Source organism: Leptolyngbya sp. UWPOB_LEPTO1 (genome assembly GCF_017302695.1).
GTDB classification, from domain to species: domain Bacteria; phylum Cyanobacteriota; class Cyanobacteriia; order Leptolyngbyales; family Leptolyngbyaceae; genus Leptolyngbya; species Leptolyngbya boryana.
Genome location: NZ_JAFLCJ010000012.1, coordinates 176771 through 195538 on the forward strand (window position 1 = coordinate 176771; position 18768 = coordinate 195538).

General features: G+C 47.8%; 19 protein-coding genes. 7 read left to right on the forward strand and 12 right to left on the reverse strand.

What is annotated here, in order from left to right; all coding sequences use genetic code 11:
• Positions 1 to 5: 5 nt before the first annotated feature.
• Positions 6 to 287 (reverse strand): ATP-dependent Clp protease adapter ClpS, encoded by a 282-nt coding sequence (gene clpS, locus J0L70_RS18940; RefSeq protein ID WP_017288055.1) that lies wholly within the window; start codon positions 285 to 287, stop codon positions 6 to 8.
• A 243-nt stretch (positions 288 to 530) separates the two neighbouring features.
• Between clpS and J0L70_RS18945 the strand changes: the two genes are divergently transcribed.
• From J0L70_RS18945 to J0L70_RS18955, 3 genes are all read left to right on the forward strand, one after another.
• Positions 531 to 890, forward strand: a complete 360-nt coding sequence (locus tag J0L70_RS18945) for a hypothetical protein (protein ID WP_017288054.1) — start codon at positions 531 to 533, stop codon at positions 888 to 890.
• Positions 891 to 1153: 263 nt separating this feature from the next.
• Complete coding sequence (locus J0L70_RS18950; protein WP_017288053.1) at positions 1154 to 1489, forward strand: STAS domain-containing protein; 336 nt, start codon at positions 1154 to 1156, stop codon at positions 1487 to 1489.
• Between the two features lie 77 nt (positions 1490 to 1566).
• Complete coding sequence (locus J0L70_RS18955) at positions 1567 to 4125, forward strand: TIGR03960 family B12-binding radical SAM protein (protein WP_287455538.1); 2559 nt, start codon at positions 1567 to 1569, stop codon at positions 4123 to 4125.
• Between the two features lie 216 nt (positions 4126 to 4341).
• Here the strand turns inward: J0L70_RS18955 and J0L70_RS18960 are convergent, their stop codons facing one another.
• Complete coding sequence (locus tag J0L70_RS18960; RefSeq protein ID WP_017288051.1) at positions 4342 to 4545, reverse strand: hypothetical protein; 204 nt, start codon at positions 4543 to 4545, stop codon at positions 4342 to 4344.
• A gap of 40 nt (positions 4546 to 4585) precedes the next feature.
• On the opposite strand from J0L70_RS18960, the gene rne reads away from it, so the two are divergent.
• A complete protein-coding gene (gene rne, locus J0L70_RS18965; protein ID WP_287455539.1) occupies positions 4586 to 6721 on the forward strand; it encodes a ribonuclease E in 2136 nt (711 codons plus the stop codon).
• A 1-nt stretch (position 6722) separates the two neighbouring features.
• Positions 6723 to 7364 carry a ribonuclease HII gene (gene rnhB / locus J0L70_RS18970; protein WP_287455540.1) on the forward strand — a complete coding sequence of 214 codons (642 nt, stop codon included), beginning with the start codon at positions 6723 to 6725 and terminating at the stop codon, positions 7362 to 7364.
• Here rnhB and J0L70_RS18975 read toward each other — a convergent pair.
• Positions 7348 to 7926 carry a DUF1997 domain-containing protein gene (locus J0L70_RS18975; RefSeq protein WP_287455541.1) on the reverse strand — a complete coding sequence of 193 codons (579 nt, stop codon included), beginning with the start codon at positions 7924 to 7926 and terminating at the stop codon, positions 7348 to 7350. The genes rnhB and J0L70_RS18975 overlap by 17 nt on opposite strands.
• A 169-nt stretch (positions 7927 to 8095) precedes the next feature.
• On the opposite strand from J0L70_RS18975, the gene pheA reads away from it, so the two are divergent.
• The gene (gene pheA, locus J0L70_RS18980) at positions 8096 to 8941 is read left to right on the forward strand and encodes a prephenate dehydratase (protein ID WP_287455542.1); all 846 of its coding nucleotides are present in this window, start codon (positions 8096 to 8098) and stop codon (positions 8939 to 8941) included.
• Positions 8942 to 8989: 48 nt separating this feature from the next.
• On the opposite strand, the gene J0L70_RS18985 is transcribed toward pheA, so the two are convergent.
• Complete coding sequence (locus J0L70_RS18985; protein ID WP_017288046.1) at positions 8990 to 9637, reverse strand: LON peptidase substrate-binding domain-containing protein; 648 nt, start codon at positions 9635 to 9637, stop codon at positions 8990 to 8992.
• A 114-nt stretch (positions 9638 to 9751) separates the two neighbouring features.
• A complete protein-coding gene (rpsJ, locus tag J0L70_RS18990) occupies positions 9752 to 10069 on the reverse strand; it encodes a 30S ribosomal protein S10 (protein WP_017288044.1) in 318 nt (105 codons plus the stop codon).
• 197 nt (positions 10070 to 10266) lie between these two features.
• Here rpsJ and J0L70_RS18995 point away from each other — a divergent pair, with 197 nt between their 5' ends.
• Positions 10267 to 10824, forward strand: coding sequence for a Uma2 family endonuclease (locus J0L70_RS18995; RefSeq protein WP_287455543.1), 558 nt, complete (start codon positions 10267 to 10269; stop codon positions 10822 to 10824).
• Positions 10825 to 11116: 292 nt separating this feature from the next.
• Here J0L70_RS18995 and tuf read toward each other — a convergent pair whose 3' ends face one another.
• From tuf to J0L70_RS19030, 7 genes are all read right to left on the reverse strand, one after another.
• Positions 11117 to 12346 carry an elongation factor Tu gene (gene tuf / locus J0L70_RS19000; RefSeq protein ID WP_017288041.1) on the reverse strand — a complete coding sequence of 410 codons (1230 nt, stop codon included), beginning with the start codon at positions 12344 to 12346 and terminating at the stop codon, positions 11117 to 11119.
• 23 nt (positions 12347 to 12369) lie between these two features.
• Positions 12370 to 14508, reverse strand: coding sequence for an elongation factor G (gene fusA / locus J0L70_RS19005; RefSeq protein ID WP_017288040.1), 2139 nt, complete (start codon positions 14506 to 14508; stop codon positions 12370 to 12372).
• 84 nt (positions 14509 to 14592) lie between these two features.
• Positions 14593 to 15063: a 30S ribosomal protein S7 gene (rpsG, locus tag J0L70_RS19010; RefSeq protein ID WP_017288039.1), complete on the reverse strand. Its 471-nt coding sequence runs from the start codon at positions 15061 to 15063 to the stop codon at positions 14593 to 14595.
• A 189-nt stretch (positions 15064 to 15252) separates the two neighbouring features.
• Entirely contained in the window at positions 15253 to 15639 is a 387-nt protein-coding gene (gene rpsL / locus J0L70_RS19015; protein ID WP_017288038.1) for a 30S ribosomal protein S12, read from the reverse strand.
• A gap of 148 nt (positions 15640 to 15787) precedes the next feature.
• Positions 15788 to 16120, reverse strand: a complete 333-nt coding sequence (locus J0L70_RS19020; RefSeq protein WP_017288037.1) for a HesB/IscA family protein — start codon at positions 16118 to 16120, stop codon at positions 15788 to 15790.
• Between the two features lie 192 nt (positions 16121 to 16312).
• The gene (locus tag J0L70_RS19025) at positions 16313 to 16720 is read right to left on the reverse strand and encodes a cupin domain-containing protein (protein ID WP_017288036.1); all 408 of its coding nucleotides are present in this window, start codon (positions 16718 to 16720) and stop codon (positions 16313 to 16315) included.
• Positions 16721 to 16900: 180 nt separating this feature from the next.
• The gene (locus J0L70_RS19030; RefSeq protein ID WP_287455544.1) at positions 16901 to 18682 is read right to left on the reverse strand and encodes a phosphodiester glycosidase family protein; all 1782 of its coding nucleotides are present in this window, start codon (positions 18680 to 18682) and stop codon (positions 16901 to 16903) included.
• Positions 18683 to 18768 lie beyond the last annotated feature (86 nt).

Here is an 18768-nt window from a genome sequence, read left to right on the forward strand (position 1 = left end):
GAGGTTTATTCGTCAGGCTCGATCGTACTATCTAAGCCCTTCATTTTCAGCGTTTCGCTATAAAACTCCGCATGTTCCTGAGCACAGGTGATCACGAGTCCAACGCCACTATTGTGCGTTTCCATCATGATATTGACCGCTTGGGGCTGGGTCAGACTGGGCACCGTTTCCATCAGAGCTTGCACCACGTATTCCATCGTGTTGTAGTCATCGTTATGAAGCAAAACACGATAGCGAGGGGCAAGTTTACGGGTTGTTGAGCGCTGTTCAATCGTTTCAACAGACACAAGTCTTTCCTCTCGGTAAGCAATTAGGGGTTTACTACAATGTTGTGGGCAAATCCACCCACCTAATTTTAATGACTTCGACCAAAATTGGCGAAATCAGATGGATTATTTGAACAATCCGGGTTTAAACAAATTTAATCTAGCGATCGTATTCTAGCTTGAAGCTCCCAGACGCGACTCAAGAGTAGCAGATCTAATTTTCAGACCTCTAGAATTAGAAATAGCAACCTTCAACCGTTTTCTATGACCGCGCTGATCAAGTTCCATGCCTCCCAAGTTGTTTTCCTCGAACACGAGCATTCACGCCTCTATGCTGAAGTGGTGCAATTCGTAGAGTCAAGGCAGCTCTGCTGGGTGCGCCCGATCGCACTCGTCACCGATCCAGAACAGAGGTGGACAGATTATCAGTACTGGATGATTCAAGATCTGCGAGATGGCTCCGATTTGATGTGTCCGGCTCGTCTCTTTCATGAAGCATTAGATACCGAGGTATTGCCCTTACTCGATCGACTGTATCAACTGCAAGACTCTAAACCTCAATCCTCAGATTTACACCAATTCATCCACGAGATTTGGCAAGCGCATCCTGAAGCATTTCAATAACTTTATGGTGTAGTGAATAATACGTAAATATCTCAGCCAAAATAGTTGGTTATATAACGATTTAGCTTATGCCTTTTACTGCCGAAATGTGTAAAATTACACATTTTTGGATTTCAAGCTTACTGAAAAATTTAAACAATTGAGGTAATCAAGTGAAGTTTCTGCGAAACTCGTAGTTCTCTCTAGGCTTTCGCGGATGCCGACAGTTATCGTCAAAGCGTTCACATGAAAGTTGTGTTTGAGAGCTTAAAGGGTAAGTAGTTATGCAGAGTTTGCTCGTTCGTCCACAGGCTGTCATCATCCGTCCTTGCGGTTCTCTCAATGCTGCGAATGCCGCAGAATTTCAACAGCAACTAAATGCAGCCGTTCTCTCAGAGCAAAATAACGCCCTTGTGGTTGATATGAGCCAGGTTGAAGCCTTAGATAGCGCTGGCTTGATGGCACTGGTTTCCACTTTGAACTTAGCAAAAGTGCATCAAAAGCGTCTCAGTCTGTGTTCTGTTTCCTCCTCAGTCCGGATCGTATTTGAACTGACTCAACTCGATCGCGTATTTGAAATCTTCGAGAGTATTTCTGGATTTGAACTTGCCGCAGCCTAATTTCCCAAATTCGCCTTGCGTTCGTCGCTATACTAAAAGACTCGAACGCATCTGATTTAGAAACGCAAGGTGGAATCGTGGCAATTGCAGTAGAAAACCTCTTAACAACCGATATTCTGCGCCCCGCTCGATATCTTGGGAACGAATTGGGCGCAGTTCACAAAGATTGGGAAACCACGGTCGTTCGATGGGTGCTGACTTACCCAGAAGTTTATGAAGTCGGGGCATCGAATCTCGGTCACATCATTCTTTACAGCATTCTCAATACCCAGCCGCGTCAATTGTGCGATCGCGCTTATCTCCCCGCTCCCGATCTCTCTACAAAACTTCGGGAAACGCAAACGCCACTCTTTGCGGTTGAATCGCGTCGCCCTCTCACCGATTTCGATATTCTTGGTTTCAGCCTCAGCTACGAATTGGGCGCAACTAATATTCTCGAAATGCTCGACCTCGCTGGCATTCCTTTGACCTGGAGAGAACGATCCGAATCTGACCCCCTGATTTTTGCAGGTGGACAAACTGCGACTTCCAATCCCGAACCTTACGCGGATTTCTTTGATTTCGTCGCTTTAGGCGATGGCGAAGAATTACTCCCAGAGATTGGATTAATTCTTGAAGAAGGGAAACTTGCAGGACTGAGCCGCGAAGACCTTTTATTCGATCTGGCACAGATTCCAGGGGTTTATGTGCCGCGATTTTATGACATGGCGGCAGATGGCTCGGTGCACCCGAATCGCCCAGACGTACCCAAACGAATTTTGAGACGAGTTGCAACTCCGATTCCAGCGTATTCGATTGGCTTAGTGCCCTATGTGCAAACTGTCCACGATCGCTTAACGATCGAAATCCGGCGCGGCTGTACTCGCGGCTGTCGATTCTGCCAGCCGGGTATGCTCACGCGGCCGGCACGGGATGTTGAACCAGAACAAGTGGTCGAAGCGATCGAATCCGGCATGAGAGCCACCGGATATAACGAATTCTCGCTGCTGTCCTTGAGTTGTTCGGATTATTTAGCCCTTCCAGCCGTGGGAGTTGAGATTAAGAATCGGTTGCACGGTGAGAATATTTCGTTGTCTTTACCGAGTCAGAGAGTCGATCGCTTCGATGAAAATATCGCCAATATCATTGGCGGAACTCGTCAAATCGGGATTACCTTTGCGCCGGAAGCTGGAACTCAGCGAATGCGCGACATTGTGAACAAAGGTTTGACCAATGAAGAACTGCTCAGAGGCGTGAAGACCGCCGTTGAGCAAGGTTGGGACAAGGTGAAGCTTTATTTCATGATTGGGCTTCCCGGTGAGACTGACGAAGATGTTTTGGGCATTGCAGATACAATTCGCTGGTTGCGCCGCGAGTGCAGTAAACAGGGGCGCAGACGGTTGGATTTCAACATTACGATTTCTAATTTCACACCGAAACCCCATACGCCGTTCCAATGGCACTCTGTTTCGACCTCAGAATTCAAGCGCAAGCAAGAATTATTGAAAGAAGCCTTTCGATCGATTAGAGGCACAAAGGTCAATTTCACCGACACGCGGATTTCGGCAATGGAAGATTTTGTCGGCAGAGGCGATCGACGATTAGCGCCTGTTGTGAAGCGGGCTTGGGAACTCGGTGCAGGGATGGATTCCTGGTGGGAAAGTGTCGAAAAAGCATTTGGAGCTTGGACACAAGCCATTGAAGAATCAGGCTTAACGTGGAAATATCGCCAAGTCGATAGCGGTGAGTGGAATATTTTTGAGGCGAGTGAATCCATTTCGCTCGATGCACCTCTGCCCTGGGATCATTTGGATACCGGAATCGATAAGAAATGGCTACAAGAAGATTTGCAGAAGGCATTAGAAGCCGCGATCGTGCCGGATTGCTCGTTTGAAGGCTGTTCTCACTGTGGCGTTTGTGGCGTTGATTTTGGACACAATATTGTGATTCCGCCACCAGAAATTCCAGAGTTCACCGGGCACTTTGTTCCCAATCAAACCCGCGCTCAACGAATTCGGGTACGGATGGGCAAAGAAGGAGAAATGGCGTTATTGAGTCATTTGGATTTAATGCGATTATTCGATCGAGCCGTTCGCCGCGCTTCGATTCCACTTACCTTTACAGGCGGATTTCATCCTCAACCTAGAATTGTGCCCGCGAGTGCGTTGCCGCTTGGGGTCAGTAGTTCTGGTGAAATTGTGGATTTTGAATTGACTGAGCCAATGTCGATCGAAGAATTCCGCACTAAACTCGCGGCTCAACTTCCGGCTGACATGCCCATCTATGAAGTGCAAGACGTAGATCCGAAACAACCTGCCGCCGCAGTTTTGCTACAGAAAGCTGAATATCGGCTTGAAATTGCGGGTGATCAGGGAAATTGGCAAGATTGGATCGAGCAAATTTTGGCGAAATCTGAGATTCTCCTAGAACATACGACGAAATCGGGTAAGACCTATCCGTTGAACATGCGCGATCGCTTATTTGAATTGGAATTACTCGAATCGTCTTCAGATCGAGCGATCGTTCGTTATGTCGGAAGCTGTCAGAATGACGGGACATTGTTGAAACCTGAACAACTGGTTTCAATCTTTGAACAGGTGAGCCAGCAAGAACTCCACTTGTTAACCATTCATCGAATTCAGCTGGTTTTAGCGTAATTTGTCATCCCCAAAAGGGGGAGTTAGGCAATAAGAACACGGTCATAAGCCACGCTTTTACTCCCCCTTTTTGAATCCAATTGTTAAAAATGGTACGGATGCAGATTCGCACGTTATAATGCTTTGCATCACAAGCTGAAGCAAGCTAGGAATCCCCGTAGATGCTGTCGGGAGATAGTCTTAGAGTCTTTGCTCATCTTGTCTGCCAGATTTTCGCTATTCTTCATCCGGATGCAGCATGCGTAACTCTTTACCACCGCTGCTAGCTTGATCGAAGTTCACTCGTTGGATGCCTATCGTCATTTGGCGAGAAGTGGCTTGAGGTTGTCGGTTTTTCAGAAACCACTTCAGCCAGAAACCGCCCAGATTTGTGTGATTTTGTGCGCCTGTATTTTTGTTTGTTAACGCGAAAGAAGTCAAACTTCAAAGCTTCGATCGCGCTCAGTTTTGAGGAAATTGAATGCCTAAGCAAATTGTGATTGCTGAGCAGCATAGAATCGCTGCTGTATTTTCAGAAGATCAAATTCAAGAATTAATCGTTGCAACCGGAAGTCATCAGGTTAGTGACATTTATTTAGGAATTGTTGAGAACGTCTTGCCCGGAATCGATGCCGCATTTGTCAACATCGGTGATTCAGAACGGAACGGATTTATTCATGTCTCGGATCTCGGCCCCTTACGTTTAAAGCGTGCGGCAGGTTCGATTACCGAATTGCTTGCCCCGCAGCAGAAAGTTTTAGTTCAGGTGATGAAGGAGCCGACCGGAAATAAAGGGCCTCGCCTGACGGGCAATATTTCTATGCCGGGTCGCTATTTAGTCTTGATGCCGTACGGTCGCGGCGTTAATCTCTCTCGTCGGATTCGCAACGAGAATGAACGAAACCGATTACGGGCATTGGCAATTCTAGTCAAGCCCGCTGGAATGGGCATTGTCATCCGCACCGAAGCCGAAGGAATGCCCGAAGAGGCAATCATCGAGGACTTGGAAGCGCTGCAACGGCAGTGGGAAGCGATTCTGCAAGAAGCAAGCTCCACCCGTGCCCCGGCGCTCTTGAACCGAGATGACGACTTCATTCAAAAAGTGCTGCGCGATGTCTACAGTTCAGACGTGAACCGGATTGTGGTCGATTCGCATACCGGGCTGAAGCGCGTCAAACAACAACTGCTCAACTGGGGCAGTGGCAAAACGCCGCAAGGCGTTCTGATCGATCATCACCGCGATCGCATTCCGATTCTCGATTATTTCCGGGTCAATGCCGCGATTCGAGAAGCGCTCAAACCGAGAGTAGACCTACCTTCTGGCGGTTACATCATTATTGAACGCACCGAAGCTTTAACGGTCATTGATGTTAACTCTGGATCATTTACGCGATCGGCAACGGCAAGAGAAACAGTTCTCTGGACAAACTGCGAAGCGGCAACCGAAATCGCTCGACAACTCCGGCTCCGCAACATTGCCGGGGTGATCATCGTAGACTTTATCGATATGGACTCACGCCGCGACCAATTGCAGGTCTTGGAGCATTTCAATAAAGCATTGCGATCGGACAAAGCAAAACCGCAAATTTCTCAATTGTCCGAACTCGGACTCGTCGAACTGACCCGGAAACGTCAAGGGAAAAACATTTACGAACTCTTTGGTCGTCCTTGCCCGACCTGCGGCGGTTTAGGTCATGTCGTTCACTTGCCGGGTGAAACCGATTCTGCTGAAGAGTTTGAGACTTTAGAGCAGCGTCCGGCGGCTCGTTACACTGAGCGAGATGCTTCAGTTCGTCGCATCGAATCACGTCGCGAAGCTCCAGCCGCTTCAGAGTCATTCTGGGAAGGCGACGATTTGGAAGGCGATTCGGGCGATTCTGACCTCGAACTTCTGCATCATCCGAGTTATCAAGAACGGGGTCGATCCGCGAAAAGAACACGTCATCGTCGCCAAGATGCCCCACGCGAATCGGGTCGATCCGAAGCTCCTGTGCGCGAATCTGCCCCCAGACCTTCTCGTTGGGAAGAATCCGGCAGCAGCCGTCCCCCCGTTTCTGCACCCACTTTGGTGTCGCGATCAAATAGCGATTTCCCCGTAGAACCCGTTGCAGAACCCCCAACCGAAGAAGCCCCCCGCGAAAATCGATACGAAGAGCGTCGCGGTGGACGGTCACAAAGACGCGATCGCTTTAATAAAACGCCATCCGAACCGCCCGAATCGGTTTATGTCGAAATGACTCCCGATGAACAGGATGTTTACGCCTGGATGGGAATTTCACCGCTGATTCTCTCGAATCAAGAAGTGAAGAATCCCAAAAATGCAATCGTGTCCATTCTTCTACCCGGTGAAGTTCCACCTCCTGAAGCAGTTCAATCTCTACCATCTGTTGACGTAGACTCTTCTCCAGTAGAGGATCTCGAAGCGTTTGAAGCTCCAGAGTTTGAAGCTCCAGAGTTTGAAGAAGCTGCGTTTGAAGAACCTGCATTTGAAGTTCCAACATTTGCAGAAATTGCAGAACCAGAGCCACCCACAGTTGAGGAAGCTCCGGCTGAACCGGAAGAAGACACGACCGTTCGTCGTCGTCGTCGTCGATCGTCGGCTTCGACAAACGAGTAAAATGCCGCAGAATCCGACCCTAGAAATCGAACAGTCTTTGTGGAAGCAAGGACTGCTTCGGATCGCGGGTGTAGATGAAGCCGGATTAGGATGTCTTGCTGGCCCTATTGTGGCAGCAACGGTTCTCTTACCTGTGCATTGCGAAATGATTGCCGGAGTCAGAGATTCTAAGCTGCTTTCTGCATCTCAGAGAGAGCGACTATTTGACATAGTTAAATCAAATGCGATCGCGATTGGAGTTGGCATTGCCACCGTTCGAGAAATTGAGCAAATCAATGTTCTCCGCGCTTCCTATCTCGCGATGCAACGCGCTTTAAGCCGAGTTGCACCTTATGATCACGCATTGATTGATGGTCGTCCCATTCGGCAAACGGATTTAGGCTCACATACTGCAATCATTGACGGAGATGCGACCTGCTACGCGATCGCGTCTGCCTCGATCATTGCTAAAGTCAGACGCGATCGCTTTATGCGCCGTTTGGCACAACGATATCCAGGGTACGGCTGGGAGAAAAACGCAGGATACGGAACAAAGCAGCATCTTGCCGCGATCGAATCGCTAGGGATTACCCCTTATCACCGCAAAACTTATGCTCCGGTACAAAAAGTCATTCAGCAATTGCAGCTTAATTTAGAGGCTTGAGCACGACCGAATCTTGTACAGAAGTAGTTCCCACTTGCACTGCAACCCAGTTCCGATAATCAGTCAATAACTGCTGCATTAATCTTTGCTTAATCGTCGTTAAAACACTTAATAGCAGCCCGTTGCCCGTCGTCTCAATTAGGGGACGTGGCATAAAGTTCAGAGGCGGCGGAAGTTCAACTGCGACCGCAAGATTTGCTAAGCCCTTTAGATAGGTTTCACCATGCTGCTGACACGGTGATAATTGTCCTTTCAAATCGAATAAAAACTTGTCATTAACATACTCAATTCCGCGCAATTCGCAGGCAGCCGATTGAATATTAATCGCTGCTTCCTCATTTGCCCAAACGCGCATATCGACAATCGGTTGAATGCTCAGGGTCATAAAATTCAGCGATCGCATTTTCAGCCGATAAAGGTCTGAATCCAATCGCTCAATCTGGCTAGAAGCGGCGAGTGCATTGACAACCCGTTGCGGCTGGCGCAAGTAATTCGTAATATGAATGGGCTGCTCTGGAACAACCATTTCAACTCCCAGGGAGGCGGAAAACCGAGTATCCATTCGCAAAGATTTAGGGAAGGTTTGATCTAATTATGAACTAATTTTAAGGGCTTCTCAGTCACGTAAGTCATCTTACTGAAATATAAACATAATTACTTATACAAAAGATTATTGTTTTACAAAACTCAGCAGAGTATATAGAGTACTGAATCATTTTTGGAAAAAGGCGATGACTATTTCGATCGCACATTTAGGACCACATGGAACTTATACAGAAACGGCTGCACTGAAGTATCTCAACTGGTTCACGAAAAGCCACGATCAAGCTGCAATCCTATGTCCTTATCCCAGTATTACGCAATCTTTAGAAGCTGTGGCAAAGGAACAAGTTCAGTGTGCAGTTGTCCCAATCGAGAATTCGATCGAAGGCAGTGTCACGATGACCTTAGATGCCCTCTGGCGGCTTGATACCTTGCGAATTCAGCATGCGATCGTATTACCGATTCATCATGCACTGTTGTCGATCGCATCTGATTTCAGCGAAATTCAAACGGTCTATTCTCATCCGCAAGCGCTGGCTCAATGTCAAAATTGGCTCGATCGCAATTTACCTTCGGCGCAAGTCATTGCCGCAAATTCTACAACTGAGGCATTACAGCATTTAGGTGAAGATCAAACGATCGCAGCGATTTCCTCACAAAGAGCAGCACAACTCTACAGCCTGCCCGTTCTTGCGTCTCCAATTAATGATCATCCAGAGAACTGCACGCGATTTATTGTTGTCAGTCTCGATCCTTCACCCGGTGGAAGTCGAACTTCGATCGCGTTTAGTGTCAGTGCGAACCAGCCTGGAGTATTAGTTAAACCGTTGCAGATTTTTGCAGAAAAAGGGATTAACCTGAGCCGAATTGAATCGCGCCCAACAAAGCGATCGCTCGGCGATTACGTGTTCTTTGTCGATTTAGAAGCCGATACCCGACAAGATGCGATTCAATCTGCACTCGCTGAGTTAGAGCATTGCACCGAGACTCTGAAAATCTTCGGAAGCTATGACGTTTTACCCGCGATCGGTTAAATGCTTGCAGATTCAAACGATCGCTTCTTCATTCGCTTGATTCTTCAACTATTCAGCAACGTCTTTTAAGGTGTCCTTTAAAACCGTTCTAGCTGCCAAATGGTTCCGAGTTGAAGTTAAAATCTCAGACTCTCGCTCTAGGCGAGCTTCCGTATCTTGCAACTCAAGCAATGCTTGCTGCTCGTCTGGAACATTGTGCAAGTTACTAGCAATCCAGTAGGAAAGCTCAGTCGGTAGCTCTGGAATATCTTCAGGCAGATCAATCTCTTGTCCAGAAAGCTTCTCAGTCAACCTAACCACATCATGCAGAAGTTGATTGACTTCTTTTGCTAAAGGTCTGAGATCGATCGCGGGAGGATGATCTTCAATCCACTCCACCAAACCAACTCGATATGGCTTTTCGCGAGTATATTCCAACACTCTAAATCGCTGCTGTCCAAGTGTGAGAATTTTCATGCGATCGTCTTGCAACCGCTGAAACTGAACAATCTCAGCACAGCATCCCACCGGAGCAGGCTGTCCCTTAACGGGATCCCACATTAATACTCCAAATCGTCGATCGCTTTCCAGAATCGTGTTCATCATCATGCGGTAGCGAAACTCGAAGATGTGAAGAGGAAGGGGGCGACCTGGGAAAAGTACCAGGTCGGGAAGAGGAAACAGGGGGAGTTCACGAACCGCGATCGATGATGTCATGCTCTGCAAACTTGTGATTGAGGGTGCTTACTCTACTCTAACGGATCTGTTATTGAGAAATGTAAACATCTTTAAAAAATTAAAGGATGTGGGTAACCACATCCTTTCAAAGTTCTAAAGTTTGACTTCGATGTCAACACCAGCCGGAAGATCAAGCTTCATCAAAGCGTCAATGGTCTTAGAAGAAGGCTGATAGATATCGATCAAGCGATGGTGAGTGCGAGTTTCAAAATGCTCACGCGAGTCTTTATCAACGTGGGGAGAACGCAGAACGCAATAGATTCTACGGCGAGTCGGGAGCGGAATAGGGCCAATTGCAGTGGCATTCGTGCGGTTTGCAGTATCGACGATCTTTTCACAAGATGTATCGAGTAAACGTCGATCGAACGCTTTCAGACGAATCCGAATTTTTTGCTGTTGAATCGTTGCCATTTGAAGTTAAGTTCCCAAGTTGTCAATGGTTCAGATGTGGACGCGCGATCGCGCCAGTAAAATATTGTAGCGCTAAAAACGCTTCAGACTCGCTCTTTTCTCAAGAAACCTTGATCGACGGACTTGATCAGCAGTGAGCAACATACGGTCAGTGAATTCTCAGTAAAATAGAACCAGGTTCAAGTGGAGCGAGGCAGATGACGATCGCAACTTACCAATGGACAATCGACCGTTACCATCAAGCAGTAGAAGCTGGCGTGTTTGAGGATCAAGCGATCGAATTGTTGAAAGGAGAATTGGTTCTGATGTCGCCTGAAGGGACACCTCATGCTTATTACAGTGATAGAGCTGCTCGTTACCTCAGACGATTATTGGAAATTCCTGAACTCGCTTATGTCAGAGAGGCAAAACCGATCACGCTGCCGAATGCATCAGAGCCAGAACCAGATATTGCGATCGTTCAACCCCTTGATCAAATTTATCTAGCGCATCATCCTTATCCAGAAAATGTATTTTGGGTCATTGAATATGCCCAGTCAAGCTTGACGAAAGATCTGGAGATTAAACGCAAAATCTATGCAGAAGTAAACATTGCTGAATATTGGGTGATTAATCTGCGTGACAAGAAATTGATTGTTTTTCGCATTCCAGTGAATGGAGAGTATCAATCAGAAGTTAGTGTCACTTCTGGAGTAATCAGCCCATTGTCTTTCCCAAATATTCAAATTGATGTGCGACAGTTGATGACTGTCTAAAGGCTGAACATAAGCGGCGAAATAAACTGATGCAAGGATTTGGGCAGGACGAATTAGGTTTATGTTTATGCAATCGGCAGAAGGTCGATCGGGGCGTTTAGGGTGTGATACATAGGATATTTTTTGCGATACAAGCTCAAATCAAGGCATTGCTCTAGAAAGCGAGCAATAGTCCGTGACCTTCATCTTGTCGATCGAGCAACCAATTGCGATTGCGATCAATTTTGAAGCGCAAAAAGCAAAGCCCCCAGTGGAGTACTCCACTGGGGGCTTCAAGCTAGTCAACTAAGATTTACTTGAGGATCTTAGCAACAACACCTGCACCAACAGTACGGCCGCCTTCACGGATTGCGAAACGCATTCCTTCTTCAATTGCGATCGGGTTGATCAATTCAACCGTCATTTTGATGCGGTCGCCGGGCATTACCATTTCTGCTGCGCCACCTTCGTCAGTCGTGAAGTCGCTGATCGTTCCAGTTACGTCAGTTGTACGAACGTAAAACTGAGGACGATAGCCAGGGAAGAACGGAGTGTGACGGCCGCCTTCTTCTTTCTTCAGAATGTAAACTTCAGACTCAAACTTGGTGTGAGGCTTGATCGAACCTGGCTTAGCCAAGACCATCCCACGCTCAATGTCAGCCTTCTGAATACCACGGAGAAGAATACCAGCGTTATCACCAGCAACCCCTTCATCCAAGGACTTCTTAAACATTTCGATACCCGTTACAGTACTCTTGCGAGTGTCACGAATACCAACGAGTTCAACTTCGTCTTGAACCTTGACTTTTCCACGTTCAATCCGACCCGTTGCAACCGTACCCCGACCTGTAATCGAGAATACGTCCTCAACCGCCATCAAGAAAGGCTTGTCAACATCACGCTCAGGAGTTGGGATGTATTCGTCAACGGAATCCATCAACGCATAAATACAGTCAACCCACTCGTTTTCACCCTTCTTGGTTTTGGGGTTCGCGGTCATCGCTTCAACTGCTTGGAGAGCAGAACCTGCGGTGATAGGAATTTCGTCACCGGGGAAGTCGTAAGAACTGAGAAGTTCGCGAACTTCAAGTTCTACGAGTTCGAGCAGTTCTTCATCATCCACCATGTCTTTCTTGTTCAAGAAGACAACCAGACGGGGAACGCCAACCTGACGAGCCAAGAGGATGTGTTCGCGAGTTTGGGGCATGGGACCATCAGCCGCCGATACCACCAGGATCGCGCCGTCCATCTGAGCCGCACCCGTGATCATGTTCTTCACATAGTCAGCGTGTCCAGGACAGTCTACGTGAGCGTAGTGACGGGATTCAGTTTCATACTCCACGTGAGCGGTGTTGATGGTGATACCCCGTGCTTTTTCTTCCGGAGCTGCATCAATGTCTTCATACTTCCGAGCCGCTGCTTGACCCAGAGCTGATAGGGTCATCGTGATTGCAGCCGTCAGCGTCGTTTTACCGTGGTCAACGTGACCAATCGTGCCGATGTTAACGTGGGGTTTAGTCCGTTCAAACTTTGCGCGTGCCATGAATTACAATTCCTCTTTCCTGATTAAGCGTTCCCTTTGTTTTTCGCAATGATGGTTTCAGCGACGTTCTTAGGTACTTCCTCGTAATGGCTAAATTCCATTGTAAAAGTACCGCGTCCCTGAGTCATCGATCGGATATCCGTAGCATATCCAAACATTTCTGCCAGTGGAACCTTGGTGGTGACTTTGGCGATTCCGCGCTCAACGCCTTGAGCTTCAATTTGCCCACGCTTCGAGATCAGATTCCCCATTACACTGCCAAGAAAGTCTTCTGGCACTTCAACTTCGACCTTCATCATCGGCTCTAAGAGTACCGGGCTGGCTTTCATAACGCCATCCTTGATCGCCATCGATCCAGCAATCTTAAACGCCATTTCAGAAGAGTCTACATCGTGGTACGAACCATCGACGAGTGTTGCTTTCACATCAATCAATGGATAGCCCGCAACGATCCCACTTTCGCAAGCTTCTTTCATCCCTTGCTCAGCAGGCCCGACATATTCCTTCGGAACTGTACCACCTACGATTTTCGAGACAAACTCGAATCCGCTTCCGACTTCGCCGGGTTCAAGCTGGATCACAACGTGACCATATTGACCTTTACCACCACTCTGACGGACAAATTTGCCTTCAGCTTTGACAGCTTTGCGAATCGTTTCACGGTAAGCAACTTGAGGCGCACCGACGTTTGCTTCAACTTTGAACTCGCGAAGCATACGATCGACCAAGATTTCCAAGTGCAATTCGCCCATTCCGGCAATTACAGTTTGGTTCGTTTCTTGGTCAATGCTGACGCGGAACGTCGGGTCTTCTTCAGACAGTGCCTTGAGCGCTTTGGAAAGTTTTTCCATATCGCCTTTGGTTTTCGGTTCAACTGCAACCGAAATCACAGGCTCAGGAATAAACAGCGACTCAAGCACAATGTTGTCGCCTTCAGGACAAAGAGTGTCACCCGTGAGCGTGTCGGACAATCCAGGAATCGCTCCCAAATCACCGGCCCTGAGTTCGTCTACGTCAATCCGCTCATCTGCTTTCAAGATGATCAAACGAGAGACGCGCTCTTTCTTACCTTTGGTCGAGTTGTAGATGTAGCTTCCTTTCGCAAGCACACCAGAGTATACGCGAACAAAGGTTAAGCGACCCACGAACTTGTCGGTCATGACTTTGAAAGCGAGTGCAGCCAAAGGTGCATCGTCTTTCGGCGGACGAGCTTGAAGGCTTCCATCCGGCATCGTTCCTTGGATCGGCGGAATATCGATCGGGGAAGGAAGGTAATCCAAGACTGCGTCGAGCATCTGCTGAACGCCTTTGTTCTTAAAGGCAGAACCACAAAGCAGCGGAACAAAAAATTCTCCGTCGATTCCTTCGATCGTGCCTTTGCGAATTGCAGCTTTAATTTCTTCTTCGGTCAGTTCTTCACCCGCGAAGTACTTCTCAAGTAGAGCTTCATCGGTTTCTGCAACGGATTCGATCAGAATCGTGCGGAATTCTTCAGCTTTCTCTTTGAGATCTTCAGGAATATCGGTGACTTCAATTTCACGACCTAAATCGTCTTTGTGGATGTACGCTTTCATCCGAACCAAATCGATGATGCCTTTGAATTGATCTTCAGCACCGATCGGAATTTGAATTGGAACAGCGTATTTAACGTTTAAACGATCGCGAATTTGACCGTAGACCTTAAAGAAGTCTGCGCCAGTTCTGTCCATCTTGTTAACGAACACCATGCGGGGAACGTTATAGCGATTCGCCTGTTTCCACACAGTTTCGGACTGGGGCTGAACGCCACCCACGGAACAGAACACAGCAATTACGCCATCTAGAACTCGCATGGAACGCTCAACTTCAATCGTGAAGTCTACGTGTCCAGGCGTGTCAATGATGTTGATCTTGTGTTCGAGTTCGCCTTCACCGGGCTGGTTCGGCTTGTCTGCGTCGCGACGAGTCCATTGAGTACTAATTGCAGCAGCGGTAATTGTGATTCCCCGCTCCCGCTCTTGCTCCATCCAGTCCGTTGTGGCTGTCCCCTCATGCACTTCGCCAATTTTATGGACGATGCCGGAGTAAAATAAAATCCGTTCTGTTGTTGTTGTTTTGCCCGCATCAATATGCGCGGCGATCCCGATGTTTCTTACTCTTTCGAGCGGGACGGTACGAGCCACAGCTACCTCCTTAGCATCTGTGAAAAGGGTCTTGGGTTTAAATCACACTACTGCGTCTGTGCGTCTGTTAAGATTCTATACTTTTTAATAGCGATAGTGCGCGAATGCTTTATTTGCTTCTGCCATCCGGTGCGTTTCTTCGCGTTTACGAATTGCGCTTCCGGTTTCATTTGCAGCATCCATCAATTCATTCGCCAGTTTCGCTGACATGGACTTTCCTGCCCGCGCCCGTGCGAATTGAATTAACCATCTCAAGGCCAACGCGATTCCTCGATCGGTTCGCACTTCCATCGGAACTTGATAAGTCGCACCACCAACCCGACGCGCTTTCACTTCGACGAGCGGCGTTGCATTTTTTACAGCCCGTTCAAAGGTTTCGAGCGGATCAGCGCCAGTGCGCTCTTTGATCGTTTCAAACGCATCATAAACAATGCGAGTGGCGAGAGATTTCTTGCCACTTTTCATAATCCGCCGCACCATCATGGTGACGAGACGGGAATTGTGTACCGAGTCCGCAGGAATGGGACGCTTTTTGATTGCGACGCGACGAGACATAATGAGCCTTCAAGAAAAACAACGATGGATTGAGGTTCAACCAGCATAGTTGACCGACAAAAGCGCGATCGCAGAACAGAAAGCCGTGAGATGTTTTCTATCAATACCTTCGATCGCTAACAAACGAACCTCATTGACTCATAGATGTGAGCGACGAGGTTCTTTATTAAGCAGATAATTTTAGCGTGCTTATTTAGCAGCCGCTGGTTTCGGACGTTTCGCGCCGTACTTAGAACGACCTTGTTTGCGGTCTTTTACACCAGCCGTGTCAAGAGTTCCGCGAATGATGTGGTAACGGACACCAGGTAAGTCTTTTACCCGTCCGCCCCGAATCATCACAACGGAGTGTTCTTGTAAGTTGTGACCGATACCGGGAATGTACGCTGTCACTTCAAATCCTGAAGTTAAACGAACCCGCGCCACCTTACGCAGAGCCGAGTTCGGCTTCTTCGGCGTAGTGGTATAAACCCGTGTGCAAACTCCACGACGCTGAGGGCAACTCTTCAGAGCCGGGGATTTGGTTTTCTTCTTAGCTTTACTGCGCTCATCTCGGATGAGTTGCTGGATGGTGGGCATCTTCTAAAATGTATTGGAGAATGCAGTTTCGAGACTGCTCCGACTTTCAACGATCACTAAACATACCAATGGATCGATACGCCTGTCAAACCCTTTTTTTGGGAAATCCAGAACGATCGACATTTTCGGAATGTAAAGCCTATCTATTCTAGCTCTCGTTTACCGAGAAGGAGACCCCACAGTCGCAACTTTTTTTAGCATTGGGGTTATGAAAGCGGAAACTGCCGCCCATTAAGTCTTCTGAAAAGTCGATCGTTAATTCAGTTAAATAAGTGGCGGTTTGTGGATCGATCGCGACTTGGATGCCGTGACAATTGAAAATGCGATCGTCGGACCTACTTTCAAGATCGAATTTCGTTTCATAAGCAAGTCCGGCACATCCGCCTGGAATGACTTGGAGACGGAAAAGAGCGTCAGGAGTAGAGTGGCGGGTGCGAAGGCGTTGGACTTCGGCGATCGCCGAAGGGCTTAAGTTGATCATGGAATTTCCTAGAATTAACAACCTGCACCAGTTCACTACATTTCTAGGGTGATTGTCCTTGAACTGGGACTTTATAGAACTGGCACGACATTGGATGCAAAATTTTGTGTTCCTATCGTACCGCGATTGGAATTTCCAAAAACATAGAGGGGCAATCCCGGTAGAATTGCCCCTCTAGAAAATAAATAAGATTTAGTTAGCGCGGGAGTAGTCGTCTTGGAATCTTACGATGTCGTCTTCGCCAAGATATTCGCCGTTTTGAACTTCGATCAGAATTAGAGGAATGACACCAGGATTTTCTAAGCGGTGGGTCGTGCATTGAGGCACATAGGTCGATTGATTACTGCTGAGGGTAATTTCTTCACCGCCACACTCAACCTTTGCTGTCCCGGAGACTACAATCCAGTGTTCGCTGCGGTGGTGATGCATCTGTAAGCTAAGACGATGACCAGGTTTGACTTCGATCCGCTTAATCTTGTAGCCACGACCTTCTTCCAGAACTGTAAACGAACCCCAAGGACGGAGTTCGGAAGCACCCACCGACTTTAAAGCAGTTGGCGATAAAGTAAGGGTTGGGGTCTTTTCTTGAGCCTGAGCCACCGTTTTTCCTCCTCTAAAACTTAGGAACGAAGTCGTACTGCTTGACTTCACCGATTGGATTACCAACCAAGAAGCCTAACAGACCAATCTAGAACTCGCTTGTCTATAGTGGACGATTTGCGAAGATTTCACGAAGTCTTGACTTAAATTGCTTAATCGGTGAAGAAGGGCGAAGAGGCGTTAGGGCTGGATAAAAACGCCAATTCCATTATGAACACGGGCAGAAGTACGAGGAGGTCGATCGAGCAACTGTCCTCCTAGATAAAGCGTGGTTGAACTTCCTCCATCGAGATTTAACGCATTGACCGCACCTAATTGCTGCATGATGTCTGCCATGTCACTGAGTGTCGCCCCTAAACCTGCAACATTATTCTGAGCAGTAACAATGAGGATTCTGCCGTCAGAAGTTTGTCCGATCGCGCTTCGAGCTGCCGTTTCTCGAATGAAAGCATCACTAAATTGCTCGAGTCGAGCATCGAGAACGATTTGACCGTCGCGGATGAGAAGTGGTCCACCGCCAATCAGATTGGGAAAAGCAGCGAGGTCAGAAGGAGTAAAGATACTTTCTAGTTGAATTGGCGTTGCAGGTGGGAAAGATGCGGCAGCGGTTCGATTCGATCGAAAAACGAGCAGATATCCAGTCGTTGGCAACGGAATGACCGTTCCCGCTTTTTCTGCGGTTTGCTGAGTTCCCGCTTGATTATTCTGGACAGTGAGCAGAATTTCATTGTCGGTTAAAGTCGTATAAGTGCTGCCCCAATCAGCGGTGTACCGGGCAATCCCAGCTTGAACATAAGCAGAATTTAGAGCAGTTAAAGGAAAGCTTTGACCCGAACTGAGAATGAGAGTTTCTTGAAGTCTTAAGCGATCGAACTTCCAATTTCCTGCTGCATCCCAGCCGACAACCCCCCGATTCAAAATTGGACCAGAAGCAAATCGCTGATTTACCTTAATTGCACCTAGAGGAAGCTGATTATTGCGATTGAAATATCCACCGTTGATGGCTGCTGAAGTGAGGGACTGTTGAGCCGTGGTGAATAAAGGTAGGGTTCCCGTCAATGTTGTAGCATTGGGCAAAATCGGGCGGATGCTGAGACCCGGCTGACGTGGATTCACTTCAAACCAAACAATTGGGAATTGATTCGATCGTACAGTTAAGGATCTTTGCCGCCAGAGTAAGCCGTTTGTCCAGAGGATATCTCTGTCACTGAGAAAGTTGGAACCGATATCGATGACGATACGATCGGGATTGGAAAGCGTGGTAATTCGAGGTCTGAAACCAATGGGGATACCAAACCGAACCACAGTTCGGTTTGGCGTCGGCTCGACTTTGAGAGAACGAAGTCGAAAAGATGGCATCGGCTTAAACGCTTGAATCCGGTTCTGATCCGCCTGAGCATCGAATGTTAAAACAAGTTCATTCGACTGCGGATCAGCTTGCCAGGTAATTGGGCGATCGAGCGAAATTGTAATGCGATCGACGTTTCCAGCCAGTTGCTCTTGCTGAATCGCTGTCAGGTTTGCTTTTGGAGTCGAAATCTGGAGAATATTGCCGCTAATTTGCAGTTGCCACCCGTACTTTTGGGCGAGATCTGTAACATCCAAATATCGCAGGGGTGGTGTGAGTCGAGTTGGTAAAACGGCTTCAGAGAACCATTGCACAGGTTGGCGAGTAGCATCGGTTGTACTGAGAAGCTCCGCTCCGAATTGAGAACGAATGATGGCATCACTGATTCCGACGCGATTTCCCTGCCATTGCATCCAATTTCCGCTGATCGTTACGCCATTCAAATTAATTTGAGTACCTTGAGCCGTTGGAACATTGAAATTCAAAGCAGGAACTCTTTGGGGAACGGATTGTTGCGCCACGTTAAAATCAAGAGCTGCAGGGGCATCAGCCCGAGCAGGAAGTGAAAAAGAGAGAAGTGCTAGGACGTAGAAACCAAATTTGGGAGAAGTCATCTAGACAAGATTTCGTGAAAGAGATTCCGCAATACCTGCGGTATTTTACTGCGATCGTCCAAAGGTGAAACTATCAACAAACCATA